The sequence below is a fragment of the Spirosoma arboris genome (genome assembly GCF_009754945.1).
GTDB classification, from domain to species: Bacteria; Bacteroidota; Bacteroidia; order Cytophagales; family Spirosomataceae; genus Spirosoma; species Spirosoma arboris.
The window spans coordinates 647,656-665,053 of record NZ_WPIN01000002.1 but is presented as its reverse complement, the minus strand read 5'-3'; the positions used below and the strand labels follow the sequence as shown (position 1 = coordinate 665,053).

Below are 17,398 nucleotides of genomic sequence, written 5' to 3'. Positions count from 1 at the left end.
GTTGTAGGTTAATGGAGATTGTTAATTTCGACCGGTACCCTGTTTGGCAGGTGCTGTTTGTCGTTGCTGCTGCATCGGATTTGGCCCGGCTGCTCCACCACCACGCTGCTGTTGTTTGAATAATTGGAAGCGCGTCGGTTGAGCTACCGGCGGAAACGAATTGTCTTCTGTGTTAATATCTGCGATCTCATAATAGGGATCGAGTGTCCATTGCTTTACTTTCTTGCTGGTCGCAATCACTTTCCGGATGGATACGTCGTTGAAACGCCAGATTTCGGCTGGGAAACGGGCTACGGAATCAGTGCCATCTTCAAACTCCATCCGTAGAATGACTGGCATTGGAATGCCGCCTTTGTTCTTCAATGACAACGTATAGAAGTTCGTACCTGCTTCGGCTAGTAAGCGCTCTTCGGCTGTTAATGAAGCTAGATAGTCCTGATATTTCTTTTTGTCGGCCTCCGTAACCGCATAAGGATCGTACTGGTTGTAAAAATCCCGCATTGTACTATCCTGTGCAACTACGGTTTCATCTTTACTGAGTGCGTCGCGTTGTTTACTAATGGTGTTCAGTCTCTTTTGGGCAGCAGTGCGAGCTTCGGCTTTGGTGATGTCGGGGTTCTGTGAACTGGCCTGGAACCACTCGACTTTCACCAACGATTGGTCAACGGGTTGCACGCTGTAGAACCAACCTTTCCAGAAAAAGTCCAGATCAACACCTGATGCATCTTCCATAGTACGGAAGAAATCAGCCGGTTCGGGCGTTTTGAAAGCCCATCGGCGAGCGTATTCTTTAAAGGCGTAATCGAAGAGTTCGCGACCCATAATGGTCTCGCGCAAAATATTGAGTCCTGTGGCGGGTTTGCTATACGCGTTCGGTCCGAAGGTATTTCTTGGAATATTGTCGGAACTGCTCATGATGGGCACCTGAAGGCTAGAATCCATCCGCATGTAAGGAACAATCGATTGAGGATCGATGCCCCGTGCTGGATAGTTGGCATCCCATTCTAAACAGGCTAATCCTTCAAGAAAACTATTCAAACCTTCGTCCATCCACGACCATTGGCGCTCGTCGGAATTAACGATCATGGGAAAGAAATTGTGACCCACTTCGTGAATGATTACTCCGATGAGTCCATTCTTCGTACCTACAGAGTAAGTGCCGTCAGCTTCTGGGCGAGCCCCGTTGAAACTAATCATTGGATACTCCATACCACCAACGGGACCATGAACAGAATAGGCTACCGGATATGGATACGCAATAGTCCGGCGCGAGTAGGAGAGAAGCGTATGCGCTACCAGCCGGGTTGAGTATTGCCCCCAAAGTGGATTGCCTTCTTTTGGGTATAAGGACATTGCCCAAACGCGTTTACCCTCTACATTAGGTTGAAGGGCGTCCCAGATGAACTTGCGGCTGCTGGCAAAGGAAAAGTCACGGACGTTATCCGCTTTATAAATCCAGGTCTTTGTACCGGTTGGCTTGCCCTTTTCGGCTGCTTCGGCTTCGGCCTGCGTTACAATAACAACTGGATTTTCACCAGGTTTGTCGCCCTTGCCTTTTGCTTCGTTCCAGCGTTTTATCTGGGTTGGGGTCAATACTTGGGTTGGGTTCTGTAATTCGCCCGTTGCGCCAACAATGTGATCGTTCGGCACTGTTAAAGCTAGTTTGTAATTACCGAAGATCAGCGTGAATTCACCCTGCCCATAAAATTGCTTGTTCTGCCAACCTGTTACGTCGCTATATGCGCATAGGCGGGGGAACCATTGAGCTATTTCGTAGATATAGTTGCCATCTTTTGGGAAGAATTCATAACCGCCACGAGCACCTGTACTCCTAACATCGACAATGTTGAAATTCCAGTCAACGGAGAAAACTACGGATTTACCTGGGCCAACGGGCTGGGGCAAATCAATCCGCATCATGGTCTGGTTAATGGTGTATTTAAGTGGTTTGCCAGCCTGATCGCGTACTGATGTGATCTTATCGCCGTAATCTTTAGCAGCCAGTGTTGTATTGGCTGTAAGTTGCTGGATACTGGCTCCTTGTTCGGCGTTGATGCTGCTTGTCTGCGATGTTCTACCATCTACATCAGCCCGGAACGTGTTCTGATCCAACTGAAGCCAGACATAAGGCAATACATCTCCTGAATTATTGTGATAAGTAATCGTTTCAGAACCGGTTAGTTTTTGCTTGGTATCGTCAAGTGTAGCCTTTATATCATAGTCAGCACGGTTCTGAAAATAGTCTTTTCCGGGAGCACCAGAAGCTGTACGAAACGTATTCGGAGTAGGTAAAATAGGCCCGAGCTGTTCGAAACGGGTGTTTGCGCGTTGCGTCGATGGTTGAGGAGCTTGCGCCTGGGCATACCATAAGGGAATGGCTAAACCCGATAGTAGCAAAATTATCTTTTGCATAAATTGGTTTATAGTTGTTGACGAGGAGGTAAAAATACAAAAAAAAAGAGGTTATCTAATTTGTATTATAATAAGCGGTGGGTGTCGTTAGAAAATAGAGCTACTTGACCAACTCGCTCAGATACTCATTGTTGATAATGAGCGATAGAGCCATACCGGCTACTATTCCCGACACAACGAGTGTCCATCGTAAGCGGTTAGTCCGCAATACGTCGATTATGAGATAAGCCAATCCAAGAATAAGGCTGACAATAACCAACTGGCCAATTTCCAGCCCGATATTAAACGCCAGCAGTGGTTTCACAATGTCGGCTTCGCGACCTAGCAAACTGCGGAGATAATTCGAAAAACCCATGCCATGAATAAGGCCGAATGTTAGCGCAAGCCCGTATCGCCAGGGACGATTGGGTTCCCGAACCTTTGAGGATTTTCGCGAGCCTGATTCCTGGAAGAAGAAATTAGTAACTGCCGTAATAAGAATCGTAATGGGAATAAGCAACTCAATTAAAGCAGTTTTATACTGAATAAGCTGTAGTGTTGCCAGAGCCAGAGTAATCGAGTGTCCAATAGTAAAAGCAGTAACCAGAATTAATACCTGTTTCCATTGCCGTGCTGTATAAACGGCGCAGAGTGCGATTACAAACAGGATATGGTCATACCCGCTAGGATCGGTAATATGATCGAAACCTAAGCGAAGATAGATCAGAAAGTCGTCCATGAGTTTGGTTGTTGGGGGAGTAAGTGGAATTGGTGGAGTGAGTGAAATGAATGCAGTAAGTGGAGTGAGTATACTAGTTAACTAACGTACTTACTACACTCATTTCACTCACTACACCCATTTCTCCTACACCACTTCTTTAAACCAGCTTGCATACATCACATAGTTATTGGCTGTGCGGGCAAAAACTTCGCCCTGCTCTGGCGAAACGGCTTTTAAGAAACGGGCTGGATTCCCTGCATAAATAGAGCCAGGTGGTACAACAGTGTTCTGGGTAACAATAGCGCCAGCTGCAATGATACTGCCCGTACCAATAACTGCTCCATCCATGACGATCGCTCCCATGCCAATCAGCACATTGTCTTCAATTGTGCAGCCATGAACAACGGCGTTGTGGGCAATGGAAACATAGTTACCAATAGTAGTTTTAGATCGTTGATAGGTACAGTGAATGACTGCTCCATCCTGAATATTGGTCCGGTCGCCAATGGTGATCGAATTGACATCACCTCGAATAACTGCATTGAACCAGACCGTGCAGTCGCGACCCATAATCACTTCGCCTACAATAGTGGAATTGTCTGCATACCAGCAGTTTTCGCCAAATACCGGCGCAATTCCCCGAACAGATTTAATAAGTGCCATGCTACAAAGATAGCTTGTTCGCCTTTATCGCTACTTGCCTATATGACAAAGAAGGGCTGGTTCACTGAACCAGCCCTCCAAGACACGACATTATGGATAGTTGCTTATTTTTTATCAATCTTATCGCCTGCTTTATCCATCGAATCACCGATGTCGTCGACAAGCTTGTTTGTTTCTTTCTTCACTTTATCGAAGTCGTCAGCGCTGGATCGTTGTACCTTAATATAGGAATCGGCCAGTTGACGACGCTTATCCTGTAGATCATTTATACGCTCTTCCCGTTTTTTACGCTCTTTACGACTTTCGTTTTTTACGTCAGCTTTGGCATCATCTATCTGATCGTCAAGTTTATCCATTTGTGCCGAAATTCGATCCGTTAGGTCGCGACGGTCACGATCTGAGGATTGGTTGTTGGATTGATCGTTATTCCGGCTATTCGACTGATCATCCTGACGATTATCGGAATTGCTTCGATTGCTGGAATTGCTCTGATTATTCCGATTATCGTCGTTATTTCGGTTATCACGATTGTCAGAATTAGTCCGATTGTCGCTGTTGCGATTGTCTTGATTTTGATCAGAATTTCGGCGATTATCCCGATCATCAGAAGAGTTGTTATTCTGACGGTCGTCTGAGCGACGGTTATTCCGATCGTCGTAACGACTATCGTTATTATTATTCCGATTATCATCCCGACGGTCATTGTAGTCATTTCGGTTATCCCGATCATCCCGCCGATTTGAGTTGTTATCGTTGTATCGATCATTCCGGTTATCGTCCCGACGCATATCCCGGTCCCGATCTCTATCCGACATCATCCGGTCGTTATTGTTATTGGAGTCCCGAGAATCTCGTGAATCCCGGTTGTCATACCGATCATTCGATGAACTCCGATTATCGTACCGGTCGTTCGAGTTCCGGTCGTCATTCCGACGATCGTTTGACGAATAGTCATTCCGGCTTCGGTAATTGTCATTGTCGGAACGGCTATTATACGAGTCCCGATTATTGTCCCGGTCATTATAATTCCGATCATCATACCGGTTATTGGATGAATTTCGGCTATCATACGAGCGGTCATTATACCGATCATTGTAAGAATCCCGGTTATTATAAGTACGGTCATTAGACGAATACCGATCATTATCCCGATCATCATAATTGTTGTAGCGATTATTGTATGAATCGCTACCCGACATTCGATTTGATCGATCATCCCGATCGCGATAACTCATTCGGCTATCCTGATCATCTGAAGAACGATAAGGGTTTCGATATGAGCTACTATTCCGCGAGTTGCTGCTCATCTGCTCATCGTCGCCGTATGTTCCATTCTGTGAATCGCGACTATTTCGCGAGTTGCTCCTGCGGTCGCGCTGAACAATATCTTCCTGACTGTTTTCTGACTTGCCGTAAAGCCAGCGCTCCGTCGAAGCGCAGGATGATAGACCGACCATGGCTGTCAGCATTGCGCCTACGACCCATATTTTCCTTTTCATGACGTTGTAGTATTTATTAATAACGTTGATTAAGCGATTGTGACTCGTATAACCAATGAAGTAAGGTAAATGTTGGCATTTAATCTCAGGCTGGCAGACTTCTATTTGGACCTATGGCAAATGCGCCATAGTAACCATGATGGCTTATACTGATAGGAATATGTAGTTGCTCTGTGGAAGATTTAACGAGCGTTAAAATAGGAACACTGTTCGAATCTTTTTGGATGTAGCTATTCTCTTTCGGAATGGATAAACTATCTGTACAGTATTGCTTTATTTTTTCCCGAATTAATAGGTGCTGATCTTGGTAAGTGGCTTTTTCGAACGGAATAATTGTCTGATGCAAACTTGAAGAAGTGTTTGCCGAAGTTGCCGTGCTGGCAATGTATTGTGGCGTAATTAATGATTTTGTCTGGTAAATTTTTTCGTAAAAAACGACCCCTTCGGCCGTTTCATCGCTTATTGATATAATCTGGCAGGCTAATTTTCTGGGAGCAAAAATGCGCTTTCCGGTTTCCCGGAAGCTTGCTTTATAGGCACTCTCTTTAATGCTCCAGAGTAGCCAAACTATTCGTTCAGGGTCGTCTGCTGTCAGGATGAGTTTCTGTTCGTGTATAGTAAATAGTTTTTCCAGAAAGCCCCTTCGTTGCCAGTTGCTTTCACGGTGTGCCTGCGCCCGATCAACAATGTCATTGCCGATCATTTTTCGGCCAGCTTTTTCGTAATGATTTCGATTGCTGACCCAACTGTAAGCATTTGCTCCATCGACTCATTATCAATCTCAATATCGTAGGCTTCTTCGACATCAAGGGCAATATCGACCAGATTCGCCGAATTAATTTTTAAGTCTTTAATGAAGTCGGTATCCTCCGTAACGTTCTCAAATGCCTGTTCATCCTGAACATAGGGCTTTACAATTTTTTTGAGCGTTTCGATTAATTCTTCTTTCGTTTGCATAGCCAGTTTAGGATTGAAACTTTTTTAAGATGACACATGCATTCACATCGCCGAAACCAAAATTGGCCTTGGCAATTACCTGAATGTCCCTATGAATAAGTTGCTGCGGAATTTTCGCTGGATTAATCAGAGCTGAAATATCGGGGTGTGGATCTTCTGAATTGAGGGATGGGTACACAAATCCATGATATAACTCCAAAACAGCTGCTACGCACTCAATGCTTCCGGCAGCACTCAAACAGTGCCCCACCATTGATTTCAGAGAGTTAATAATGGGAAAGTTATCTTCACTTCGTTGCAGAGCCTCGCACCAGGCGCTCACTTCGGCCGAATCTTTTATCGTAGCCGTTAAATGGCCATCGATCACATCAATCTCTTCGGGTTGAACATTGGCCTGTTCCATGGCTTTTTGGATACATCGTTTTACCGCAGCGGCATTGGGGGCGGTCATGGAACCTCCACCCCGCTGGCCACCAGAATTGACATGACCACCAAGTACTTCCGCATAAATAGTAGCCTTTCGATCCAGCGCACTATCCAATGATTCGAGTACTAAAGCGCCTGCACCACTGGCAGGAACGAAACCACTCGCGGTGGCGCTTAAGGGTCTCGATGCTTTCTCGGGTGTGTTATTGTATTGATAGGGGAGTACGCGCATGGCGTCGAAGCCACCCCAGATATAAGGGCCGTGATCATTGCAGCTACCGGCCAGCATTCGTTTAGCATACCCATTAACAATGCGATCATAGGCTAACCAGAGGGCCTCAGTACCCGTAGCACAAGCCGCCGAATTAGCGGTGATTTGATTGCCGCATCCTAACATTCCGCTCAGGTATGCACTAACTCCGCTGGTCATGGTTTGCACTACGGCTGTACTGCCTAACCGCCTGACCTGTCCCTGATCGACTTTGTAAATGGCTTCCCGAATCTTGTCGATGCCCAAAATGCCGGTTCCAAACACAATTCCACTATCCCAGTCGGGTTCATCAGTAGCTACCGATAGGCCAGCATGCTGCCAGGCTTCCATACCGGCAATAACGCCATAAATTATGCCACTGCTATTGAGCTGATGAAGTTGTAAATCAGAGAAATACTGATGTTTATGCGGTTCGGTTACAGGCGGGATGCCCCCAATCTGGCAAGAGAATTTCATCTCGGCTAATTCCTGATGAAACGTGATACCGCTTCGTCCCTGCTGAATGGCCTCTAAAAACAAAGGCACACCTACTGCATTGGGAGAAACTACACCTAAACCCGTAATAACGACTCGATTACGCATACTTTTTCGGTTTCATCATACCTGAAATAGCGCCCCGGCAAATTAGTTCGCCATCGCTGTTTAGCATCTCTACTTTACATTTCAACTTATGAAATCGAAAATAGTCTTTTGTTGAGCGTACAATAACTGTTTCGGTAGGGAGAACGGGCTTATAAAAGTCAACCTGAGTGGATGTGAGGGCAATGTCTATATCGCTGTGCTGGGCGTCGGCCAGTAAAAAAATGCCCAGACAAACAACGCCTATCTGAGCCATCACTTCAGTTAAAATAACACCGGGCGTGATGGGTTGTCCGGCAAAATGACCCTTATAAAAATAGGAATCTCCTGGAAAGGTATAACTGCCTTCCACCCCGTTTTCGTCGACCGAATGCAAGTGATCGACAAACAAAAATGGTTTGCTGTAGGGTAGTTTTGAGAGAATATGGACGAAGTTCTGCAAGTCGTATCGTTATTGAAGATGCTCACCACCATTCACTGGAATCACCGCGCCGTTAATCCAGGCGGCTTCATCTTTACAAAGCAAATACGCTACATTGGCCACGTCGGTTGCTTGGGTTAATCGGGAAAAAGGATTTCGTTGTTTGCTATGATGGAGCAAAGTCTCAGAATCGGGAATCATACGTAGCGAAGCCGTATCTGTAACACCCGCCATAATACAGTTAGCTCGTATACCCAAAGGTGCCATTTCCAACGCAATGCTTCTTGAAATGGCCTCCAACGCTGCTTTGGCTGCCGAAACAGCCGCATAATTTTTCCAGGCTTTTGTGCTGCCTTCGCTGGTAAAACTAATGATACGGGCATCGGGTGCAAATAATGAAGCGGTCAATAAGCCTTTTGTCCAGTCATATAAACTAATTGCCATTGCCTCGATCGTTAATTGAAAATCGTCGTGTTGGAGTTGCCGTTGGTCGTGAGAAACCATTGGTTTCAAATTACCCTTAGCTATGCTGTGGATCAACGCTCGTATTTTTCCCTGACCGCCCAGATGCATCTGCAAGTCAGCGATAACAGTACTACGTTTCTCGGCACTGGTTGCATCAATGTTATACTGCTTTAGCAAAATACCCTGACTTTCAATACTGCGGAATTCGGCTTCTACATTGGCAATTTCTGCTTTCCGGGTTCGATGCACAACGCAGATATTCATGCCGTGTTGTGCCAGTTTTTTCGCCGTTGCCAGTCCTAATCCTGTGCTACCACCCAGAATAACAGCCCAATAATTTTTGTCGCTAAATTCGCTTACCACTTCAGTAAAACACGTTGTGCCGAAAATCCGGGTCCAAAACTTAACATAAGCCCATAGGAGTCTTTTTCTAGCTGCTTGTCCATAAATCGCTCTAATACATAAAGGACGGTAGCACTCGACATATTCCCATACAGGCGCAAAACTTCCTTCGTTTCATCAATGTTCTTGCCCATTTTGCCGAAAATTTCCTGCACTACTTCCACAATTTTTCGGCCACCTGGATGAAAAATTAAATGAGAAATAGCCTCAATGGCCAGGCCATTTTTTTGCAGAAAAGGGTAAATGATAGCCGGAAAATGTTCTGCAATTGTATCCGTAACGGCTTTATCCAACACCATTTGCAGACCAGTGTTGGTCAAGTCGAATCCCATTAAGTGCGTTGCTTCATAAAAATGATACATTTCTTCGGCTATCACTTCGGGCCCTATATCGGCTTCATCGGACGAGAGCAATACGCAGGCGGCTCCATCGCCAAAAATGGCAGCACTGACAATATTCGCCATCGAAAAATCATCCATTTGGAATGTGGCCGTTGGCGACTCAACCGCAATCAGCGCAGCTCGTTTTCCTGGATTTGCTTTTAGGAAATTCTTGGCGTAAATGATTCCTGAGACACCTGCCGCACAGCCCATTTCGGTAACAGGCAGCCGAACTACATCCTGCCGCATTTGTAAGCTATTTATCAAATAAGCATCCAGCGAAGGAATCATAATACCGGTACAACTTACCGTAATCAAGTAATCAATATCGGTAATGTTCCAGGTTGTTTTTTCTACCGCATTTTTGAAAGCTGTTTCAGCTAATTTTATCGATTCCCGGATATAAATCGCGTTTTTTTCTGCGAATGAAGTTTTTGCAAAAACTTCGGTAGGTCCCATAATTGAATATCGCCGATCGACTGCCGCATTTTCAAAGATCTTCTTTACCTTCCGTTGGAAACGCGTATCCTGATCAACTAACCAGGCATCCAGAAATGGTAAAATGTCTTTTGTGTCTCGCCAATGTTGTGGTAATGCTTTTGCTACTGCCGTAATTTTTACACTCATAGGTTTTTGATAATCCATTGATAGCGAAACGCCCATTTCCAGTTAATACGGTATTTTTTTAAATGCAGTTGCTTAGAGAGTTTCTCTAAGTCCTGTTTTTTAAATCCGCGCAGAATAGACGTAAGCCCATCTTCTCTGGACATCGTATTCAATCGGAAAACAAAACAAATAAGCTGGAAAAGTCGGTAAGCTAAGGCGCTTCGCTGTAAGTCATTGATAACTACACCAAGTTTTGCTTTGTTTGTCAGTAATGTCATTAATGAGACAATTTCCTGGTCGGTAAAGTGATGCAACGTTAATGTACATACGGCAATGTCGTAATTCAGAGACGCAAAGTCTCTATCGAATATATTTAAAATTGCGTATGAGATGTTTGAGTAGGATTGGGAGAGACTTTTCGCGTGATTGATTGTGTAGGTATTCGCATCTATACCTAAAATTTTGAACGTAATGCCCGCTTTGCGACCTAAATCAGCAATTGCCCGGCACATGTCTCCGTTTCCGCAACCGATGTCGACAATAGAAATTTCCTTGCCTTTGGGATAATCTTTGATTAATTTTTTTATTCCGTCGAGCGTAATTTTATTTCCACCTAACCACTGATTAATTAGTGCAATTTTATCTAAAGCGTCACTTAATTCTTGTCCAGTCAACGCAAAATCGTCCATTATTTCTTCTTTAGACGTACGTCGTGAAGTATCTACCGGCATCGGTTTTAATTAATGTAGTAAGTGTCTGTTTTGTGGATTCTGTCTAATTAATTGTTGCTAAGCTTCCATGAGTTTGCTTAATAATGAGCGGCAAAACAGTTGGTGTTAAGTGTAAACTACTCAAAAGAACTGAGGTTGCCGTAGTGTGTTGTAAAACGGATTGTAGAAGTCGACCTGCCGTTAATCTTGTATTAAATTCTTTATTCCAGGCATGGATATATTGTTTTTCTAAAGTAGCTCTGTTCAGTTCATTACTAGAAAAATAAGTAATGAGTAACTCGGAAACTATTTTCGCACTGTGAATTGCCATTGCCATGCCGTTTCCACATAATGGATGAATAACCCCAGCCGTATCGCCACACATTAAGATGTGATTTTCGACAGGCTGTTTTTTAGAAAATGAAATCTGGCTAATTGTTAAGGGTTTATCAAATAAGGGAATCGCTTTAGAAAAAAAATCCTTTAAAAATGGATTTTGACTCATCACCTGCTTCTGGAAGGAATCTATATTTTTATATTTTTTAAAACTAGAGTAATTAACCAAATAGCATGCGTTAACAATACTAGCTTCTACCTGGCATAACCCGCAATACCCTCCCTCGAAATTATGAAGTGACACCAAATCGGCCGGGAACTCGGCTCGATAATGAGCTTTCACACCCATCCAGGGCGACTCTTTTGCGATAAATGGTCGTTGCAAGCGCTTATCTAACGACGAGCGTTTACCATAGGCACCAATAACCAGAGAAGATGTGTATTTCTTTTCGTCGGAAGTGCTTACCGTAAATGAGTCGTTCGCAAACTCAACATCAACTACCTGATTGTGAATAATAGTAACCCCTGACGCCAGCGCTTTTCTGTACAGAAAACGGTCAAACGTGTACCGACTTACCCCAAAGCCACCCAGCGGCAGTTTGCTTTCTATTGTTTTTCCCGAAACGGTACTGAATAAAAAACGGTGGATGCGGGAAGGGTTTAACTCATCGACCGAAATACCGAGTTGTTGTAAATAGGGGAGTACTTCATTGGATACATACTCTCCGCACACTTTGTGTTGAGGATATGCCTGCTTTTCGATGAGAATGACCCGAAGATTCTCTTGAGCAAGATGAATGCCTGCTGTTAGCCCTGCCAAACCACCACCAATAATAACTATGTCGGCATCATGAGGCATTGGCGATTCAGTTTTAGATCATAAACAAGGCGAAGAACCAACATGTTTGATAGAATAGAACGCAGATGACGCAGATCTTTATGATTTAAACAGATTTGATATCCGCGTAAAGCATAAGAATCTGAGTCATCTGCGTGCCAACATTATTTCACTACCAAAACTCCCGCGCCGTTGTAGCTACGATAGTCGCTGCTGTACATAGCATCGGCTGATACGGGACCAACAACGAAGCGTCCTTTGGATACGGCTCTGGCTAAATAATAGAATATTTGTGTAGTACCGGTAGCGGTAGTGTAAAAGTTAATCCGGTCATCGCGTAGATCGAAATAATCGGGGGCGTCTGGTTTTTGAATCCAGGGCATATCGCGCGGTTCGGTCAGGCGTGGGTTTTCGACTTCCAGACCCGCCGGGAGTAGATCTGTTACCACCACGTTTTCGACATTCAGACCATTGGTGCTGGAGAGCGTGATTTTTACGACAACCAAATCATTCTGGCGAATGTCGCTGAGGTGCTGCCCTTCCCGATTTAGGTATTCTCGACGAACCTGCAAGCCGTTATCCTCTTCAGCAATTTTTCCACTAGCTGGAATTCCTTCGCTCTGAGCGAAATAATAGACATTCCCAGAGCCGTTGGCTGTCAGATTTAATGGCCCATTCGTTGGGACACGTTTAATATTCAGGAGCGCATCGCTCATGGTACCGAGCGACTTTCCGCCTGATGTCAAGGTAGCTGTTGCAGTGCTGTTTGCCGTTTGGCGTGCTAGTTTACCCAACGCCAAAAAGGCAAAAGCAGCTTCCTGTGTATTGAGGTAGCTCGTCTGTTTCAACGCACCTGCTAACTGTCGGGCCAACGTCGGAATTTGCAAATTGTCGATATCTGTATCGACAAGTGCATCGAGCACAAGGGCGAGGTTCCGTACTGGCGATGCATAACTTCCACCCGTTTGATGTCCAGTCGTATTGTCGGTAAACTTCTTGGGTAACAGGGCTCCAAAACTGCGGGTATCCCCAACGCGAAAGAAGGTTGAGGCCAGCAGATAGCGGCTATCGGGTGTGAGTAAATTGGCGTTTTGCTTGTAATAATTCATGGCCGATCGGTTGGGTTTCCCAGCTACAGCAAGCGCATAAAGTCCATAAATAGTTGTTCGACTGGCCACTTTATGAATTGTACGCCCGCCGGTTTCGTCGTAGGTAACTGCATTCTCGGTAGCTGGACTGTTCGTGAATGTAGTCAGGAAGTCGATGGCCGAACTCAGTACCGATGGCCGAACCTCATAACCCGCTTCCTGTGCTTCGGCCAGGAAATGAACGGCGTATGCACTAGCCCATTCGTCTACATTGGACTTGCCTGCTACGGTTGCCATGCCCGGCCACATCGTGAAGCCCCCATTGGGTGCCTGCTGGCTTTCGACCGTTTGCACCGCCTGCCGAACATTGGTCGCGGGATTCATATCGCTATCACCCGCGCGAACGAAGTAGGTATTTGTTGATAGTTGTTTGGCCAAATCGGCGAAATACAATTGCGGGAAAGCTTTCGAGATGGTTTGCTCAATACATCCATGCGGATAGCCGAGCAAATACAACAATTCGCGCCCATATTGCGCCACTGGCGACCGGCTCAATGTTACACTGGCCTTCGCTGTTCCTGGTAAGAAATTGCCTGCTAGTTGCAACGTTTGCGACTTTCCACCCGCTACTGCGCCTGATAAAGACGTTTTCTGCAACGAGGCTGCTGGTCGAACGGTAATGTCCGTTTTCTCTGTAAATGTCTCACCAAGCCCGTTGGCTGTTACGGTAATCGTTCCGGCGCCAATTGCCTGCTTTGCTGAAACCCGGAAGATAGCGCGATTTTCCCGACCCGGCTGAATCGTTAATTTTTGAGTACTTAGGCTGTCGGCTACTAATGGGCCGGTTAGGCTGAGTCGAGCCGTAATTGTGGCAACTTGTTTGGTCGTATTGCTCAGATTAACAGGCAATTCAACCTGATCGCCGGGCGTCAGGAAGCGCGGAACACCCGTACTGATAACAATCGGGTCTGCGACTTTCATGTTGGTGTTTGACGATCCAAACGAATTGTCTTTATAGGCAACGGCCATAATACGCAAATCGCCCGAGAACTGTGGAATGTCGACCGAAAACTCAGCTTCACCATTAAAACCAGTCTCTAAAATGCCACTCCACAAGGCTACTAACCGAACCCGTCCATGGCTAAGCGGATTGACCCGTTTTTCTAAATCATAGCCATCGCCACCAACGCTCGATGTCGATTTTAGCGATAATTCGGGATAGAGAAGTGCGTACAGGTCGTGACTACCAACTTCGAGAGCGCGCTTCTGATAGAAGAACCCGTACGGGTCAGGCGTTTTGAAGTTCTTAAGTTGCAGAATTCCCTCGTCCACAACAGCTATGGTTACCTGTGCATTGCTAGCCGTTTTAATCCGAATCGTTTGCTTCGTTTTCGAGCGGGATTGAGTCACGGCTGTAATGGTTACCGGGAGTTTCGTGTCATCGTCCTCCACCGAAACAGGTGCAAAACCATGAGCTACGGTTAGTGGAAGATTGTTGTTGTCGATCGCGCGAATAAGTGTAGCCGTTACGTAGACATTCGGCAGATGCTCACTTCCTACGGAGAAACTCCACTCGGCAGATTTATTAGTCGTGGTTAGCCAATGTTGTTCAAGAACCTGATTTCTCTCGACCGTTACAAGCAGTTTTCCATCGAAGGGTGCTTTGAAAAGCACTTTAGCTTTGTCGCCTGTCTTGTACGTTGGCTTGTCAAGGGTCATCAACACCTGACCTTCCTGGCTTACTTCAAAGGACGAGGCAGAGGTGCTTCCATAGCCATAGGCATAGAAACTGGTAGCTGCGTAGTTTGTACCCGAAGCGTCGGACCGATTAGGCCGCCGAACGCGGATTTCATATTCTCCCGAAACGGTTGGCACATAACGAAAAGCTGATTTCCCCCCTTTGAATAAGAGAGAGTTGTTGTAAACGGACTTCTCGCGTCGCCTGGTCGAATACTTTATTCGATCGCCATCTTTCTCAATAACCGTCTGATAGTCATAGCGTATAACTTCTACCGATGCAGAGGCCGAAGCCCGTAGCGTTCCGGCTGGATCTATAGCGACGAGTTCAGCGGCAACAGGCGCATTCGTTGTTACATATCGGTCGGGTAAGCGAACACCAAAGAACGTGTCCTGAGTGAGCACATCCAGTCGCCGGAGTCGATTAACTGGACGGCCATTTTCGTCAAAGACGGTCACAAATAGCTTGGCTTCTAGTAGGCCAATATCCTGATAGAGGCCTGAAATGGGGAATTTTTCGGTGGCTTGCCCATTTGCGTTGGTACGTCCCTGCCGGACTTCTTTCGGGAAAACGTCCGGTTTACCGGTAGCGTCTCCCGGCGCGGGCGAGGCTCCATTGGGAATATCGAAATCGTAGTCCTCAAAGCCTTTAGGCGCAAAGGCTTTACGCTTTAGTTGCAGTTCTATTTCATAAGCCCGGTCAGATGCTGGCGGACCAAACAGATTCATGGCTGTAGCGGATAATGTGATGGTCTGCCCTGATTTGTAGCTGGTTTTATCGGTCAGGACATCCACTTTTATCCGATCAGGAACGAACTCTTCGACACTCACTGACTGCGAAGTCAACAGGACATTGTTGGCGTTTAGTACCTCAATCGAGTAGCTGCCCGTTACAGCAGCTGGGTTGAGCGGAACATCGGTGACTACTGCCCCCTGTTTGTTTGTAGTTTTACGAAACGCGCGTAGTTCGCGGCCATTGGGCGTTAAGACGCGAATAAGCACTGGAATTTCGCCAACACTTTGCCAGGCTTGCGATCGAATAACGGTATTAAAATGAATGGTTTCGCCAGGGCGATAAATATCCCGGTCGCCATATACGAACGCATCGAAACCTGACTCGTTATCGTATTTACCCTCAACTTCAAAGCGCGACGTTTCGACCTGTGTATCAGGTAAAAACAGGAAATTGAAATCGTCGGCGGTACGAGCTGTGAGCAATGCAATTTTGAAGCCGGGTGCTTTTTCGGTCACCTTATCGAATTTAGCAAAGCCACTGCCGTCTGTTTTGAGTGTATAAACAGACTGGTTATTATTACTAACCAATGTCACTTCAACACCTTGCACAGGTTCGGTAGTGCGAATGGAGTTCGCCCAAACTAATACCTCATTTTTTGTCTGACGAGCCACCAACCCAATATCTGAGACCGATACCAATTGACTGGCCTGCAAATAGGCCTCGTCCTTTGAATCGACCGAAACCAGGTAAACACCCCGGAAATTGTTATTCTGTCCGGGCTGGATGGCCTCTGGTAAGGAGAGATTCAGCGCGGAAACACCTCGCACTTTGGGGAGGTCTGTTGTTTCAACAGTTTTCTGGACGAGGACATCGCTCAAATCACCCTGTTCGTCATCACTGTAATTGAATGATCCCGATGGCCCCCACTCACCATTGGCATTTTCTTTATAGTCCTCGTAGCGATTGGTACGGAAGTAATTCAGGAGATTGTTTTCGTACACCTTCGCAATTTTGACCTGCACTTTTGGTACATTAACAATATTAAGGCCAATGTTTCGCGCTCCTTTCGAGGATAAATACAAGGCTTTTTTATTCGCAAACTGAATGCTGGCTGGCATTTTTCCAAAGAATAAATCTTTACTTACCGGCTCATCCAGTTTAGTGCCCAACACCCCCCGAATCTGATCGGTAAGCGTAAGTACGTAGGTGTCGGTCTCGTTAAACTCTCCCCGGATTATAAACCCATTTTCGGTCAGTTCTGCCGTCGTTTCAGCCTGAGGTTGAATGGTATACAACCGACTTAATTCCCCTGGTTGTAGCTCCTGGGTGGTAATGACCCGGACTACACCTTTGTCATTTTCGAAACTTGTTTGGACATCGGCCACTTCGACTTTATAGCGAGAGGGTAACGTACTGGTTTCCTCAATAACCTCTTTGCTAACATAAGCCGTGTTGGGCACTTTCAGGCCTTTGTCTAGCTTTATGGTTAGCGGTTGTTCATTTTTCTGGGTCGGTGCATTGGTGAGCGTAAGGACAACCGAATTTTGGGCATTACTCGGCGATGTTTGCGCGGTGAGGGACTTATCTTCGGATGAAACTCCCAACTTTTCGGCAACTTCTGCCGATGAAACCGGGTAGTTGAAGTTAAGCCGGCTTTTCGCTACGGGCTGTCCGGTTTCACGCGAACGCGACCACCAGTTTTCAGTACTTGTTAGTTGCAGATAAGGCGTATGAAAAGCAATATCATCGCCCGAAATTTTCAGATCTTTTTGAGTCGAACGTTTCAATAAATCATCCGTCAGTTCAGCGCGGTAATCGGTAGCTGGATCGAAGGCACGAGCGGGGGAGAAGACCAGCTCATTTGGAGCAGTCCATTTGAATTTCCCTCGAACAGCGGGGATAAAGCGCACATATTGAGTTGAGTCCCATTCATCAAACTGATTTGTTGGTCCAACATTTTTATTAAATGTAAACGTCAGATTCTGTGTCTGTTGAATCTCATCGTCAAAATTTCGACCGACAACCGCCACTTCGTTGAACGGCAATCGCGAGCACTGAAAAAGCAAAAAAGAAAAAAGGGTGAAAAGGAGAAAAAGGCTTGTTTTCATGGGGTTATTGGAGAAGTGCCGAATATTAACGAAAAACCCGTTCAAATGAATGAACGGGTTAGCT

13 protein-coding genes are annotated in these 17,398 nt (G+C 45.8%); all 13 read right to left on the bottom strand.

From position 1 onward, the window contains the following. Nucleotides 1–21: 21 nt before the first annotated feature. The 13 genes from GO755_RS06680 to GO755_RS06620 all read right to left on the bottom strand — a co-directional run bounded on the left by GO755_RS06680 (nt 22) and on the right by GO755_RS06620 (nt 17,334). Nucleotides 22–2,412: a M1 family metallopeptidase gene (locus GO755_RS06680; RefSeq protein WP_157583943.1), complete on the bottom strand. Its 2,391-nt coding sequence runs from the start codon at nt 2,410–2,412 to the stop codon at nt 22–24. Nucleotides 2,413–2,512: 100 nt separating this feature from the next. After that, complete coding sequence (locus GO755_RS06675; RefSeq protein WP_157583942.1) at nt 2,513–3,130, bottom strand: HupE/UreJ family protein; 618 nt, start codon at nt 3,128–3,130, stop codon at nt 2,513–2,515. A 126-nt stretch (nt 3,131–3,256) separates the two neighbouring features. After that, entirely contained in the window at nt 3,257–3,775 is a 519-nt protein-coding gene (locus GO755_RS06670) for a gamma carbonic anhydrase family protein (protein ID WP_157583941.1), read from the bottom strand. A 104-nt stretch (nt 3,776–3,879) separates the two neighbouring features. Further along, nucleotides 3,880–5,274 carry a sll1863 family stress response protein gene (locus GO755_RS06665; RefSeq protein ID WP_157583940.1) on the bottom strand — a complete coding sequence of 465 codons (1,395 nt, stop codon included), beginning with the start codon at nt 5,272–5,274 and terminating at the stop codon, nt 3,880–3,882. Nucleotides 5,275–5,359: 85 nt separating this feature from the next. After that, nucleotides 5,360–5,977, bottom strand: coding sequence for a 4'-phosphopantetheinyl transferase family protein (locus GO755_RS06660; protein ID WP_157583939.1), 618 nt, complete (start codon nt 5,975–5,977; stop codon nt 5,360–5,362). Further along, on the bottom strand, nt 5,974–6,231 hold the full coding sequence (locus GO755_RS06655; RefSeq protein ID WP_157583938.1) for an acyl carrier protein: 258 nt from the start codon (nt 6,229–6,231) through the stop codon (nt 5,974–5,976). The genes GO755_RS06660 and GO755_RS06655 overlap by 4 nt, the downstream gene beginning before the upstream one ends. Before the next feature lie 7 nt (nt 6,232–6,238). Next, nucleotides 6,239–7,510 carry a beta-ketoacyl-[acyl-carrier-protein] synthase family protein gene (locus tag GO755_RS06650; RefSeq protein ID WP_157583937.1) on the bottom strand — a complete coding sequence of 424 codons (1,272 nt, stop codon included), beginning with the start codon at nt 7,508–7,510 and terminating at the stop codon, nt 6,239–6,241. Beyond that, nucleotides 7,503–7,949 (bottom strand): 3-hydroxyacyl-ACP dehydratase FabZ family protein, encoded by a 447-nt coding sequence (locus GO755_RS06645; protein ID WP_157583936.1) that lies wholly within the window; start codon nt 7,947–7,949, stop codon nt 7,503–7,505. Before GO755_RS06645 ends, GO755_RS06650 begins: the two co-directional genes overlap by 8 nt. A gap of 9 nt (nt 7,950–7,958) precedes the next feature. Then, the gene (locus GO755_RS06640; RefSeq protein ID WP_317165809.1) at nt 7,959–8,756 is read right to left on the bottom strand and encodes an SDR family oxidoreductase; all 798 of its coding nucleotides are present in this window, start codon (nt 8,754–8,756) and stop codon (nt 7,959–7,961) included. Then, on the bottom strand, nt 8,750–9,802 hold the full coding sequence (locus GO755_RS06635; RefSeq protein WP_157583935.1) for a type III polyketide synthase: 1,053 nt from the start codon (nt 9,800–9,802) through the stop codon (nt 8,750–8,752). Before GO755_RS06635 ends, GO755_RS06640 begins: the two co-directional genes overlap by 7 nt. Next, nucleotides 9,799–10,512, bottom strand: coding sequence for a methyltransferase domain-containing protein (locus GO755_RS06630; protein WP_157583934.1), 714 nt, complete (start codon nt 10,510–10,512; stop codon nt 9,799–9,801). The genes GO755_RS06635 and GO755_RS06630 overlap by 4 nt, the downstream gene beginning before the upstream one ends. A gap of 43 nt (nt 10,513–10,555) precedes the next feature. Continuing rightward, on the bottom strand, nt 10,556–11,686 hold the full coding sequence (locus GO755_RS06625; RefSeq protein WP_157583933.1) for an NAD(P)/FAD-dependent oxidoreductase: 1,131 nt from the start codon (nt 11,684–11,686) through the stop codon (nt 10,556–10,558). A gap of 143 nt (nt 11,687–11,829) precedes the next feature. Next, on the bottom strand, nt 11,830–17,334 hold the full coding sequence (locus tag GO755_RS06620; protein ID WP_157583932.1) for an alpha-2-macroglobulin family protein: 5,505 nt from the start codon (nt 17,332–17,334) through the stop codon (nt 11,830–11,832). Between the last annotated feature and the right edge of the window lie 64 nt (nt 17,335–17,398).

Bases quoted from the DNA above. Each gene is read 5' to 3' on its own strand.
- GO755_RS06625 (WP_157583933.1), bottom strand. From the start codon at position 11,686: ATGCCTCATGATGCCGACATAGTTATTATTGGTGGTGGTTTGGCAGGG.
- GO755_RS06620 (WP_157583932.1), bottom strand. From the start codon at position 17,334: ATGAAAACAAGCCTTTTTCTCCTTTTCACCCTTTTTTCTTTTTTGCTT.
- GO755_RS06680 (WP_157583943.1), bottom strand. From the start codon at position 2,412: ATGCAAAAGATAATTTTGCTACTATCGGGTTTAGCCATTCCCTTATGG.
- GO755_RS06650 (WP_157583937.1), bottom strand. From the start codon at position 7,510: ATGCGTAATCGAGTCGTTATTACGGGTTTAGGTGTAGTTTCTCCCAAT.
- GO755_RS06655 (WP_157583938.1), bottom strand. From the start codon at position 6,231: ATGCAAACGAAAGAAGAATTAATCGAAACGCTCAAAAAAATTGTAAAG.
- GO755_RS06630 (WP_157583934.1), bottom strand. From the start codon at position 10,512: ATGCCGGTAGATACTTCACGACGTACGTCTAAAGAAGAAATAATGGAC.
- GO755_RS06660 (WP_157583939.1), bottom strand. From the start codon at position 5,977: ATGATCGGCAATGACATTGTTGATCGGGCGCAGGCACACCGTGAAAGC.
- GO755_RS06675 (WP_157583942.1), bottom strand. From the start codon at position 3,130: ATGGACGACTTTCTGATCTATCTTCGCTTAGGTTTCGATCATATTACC.
- GO755_RS06665 (WP_157583940.1), bottom strand. From the start codon at position 5,274: ATGAAAAGGAAAATATGGGTCGTAGGCGCAATGCTGACAGCCATGGTC.
- GO755_RS06635 (WP_157583935.1), bottom strand. From the start codon at position 9,802: ATGAGTGTAAAAATTACGGCAGTAGCAAAAGCATTACCACAACATTGG.
- GO755_RS06670 (WP_157583941.1), bottom strand. From the start codon at position 3,775: ATGGCACTTATTAAATCTGTTCGGGGAATTGCGCCGGTATTTGGCGAA.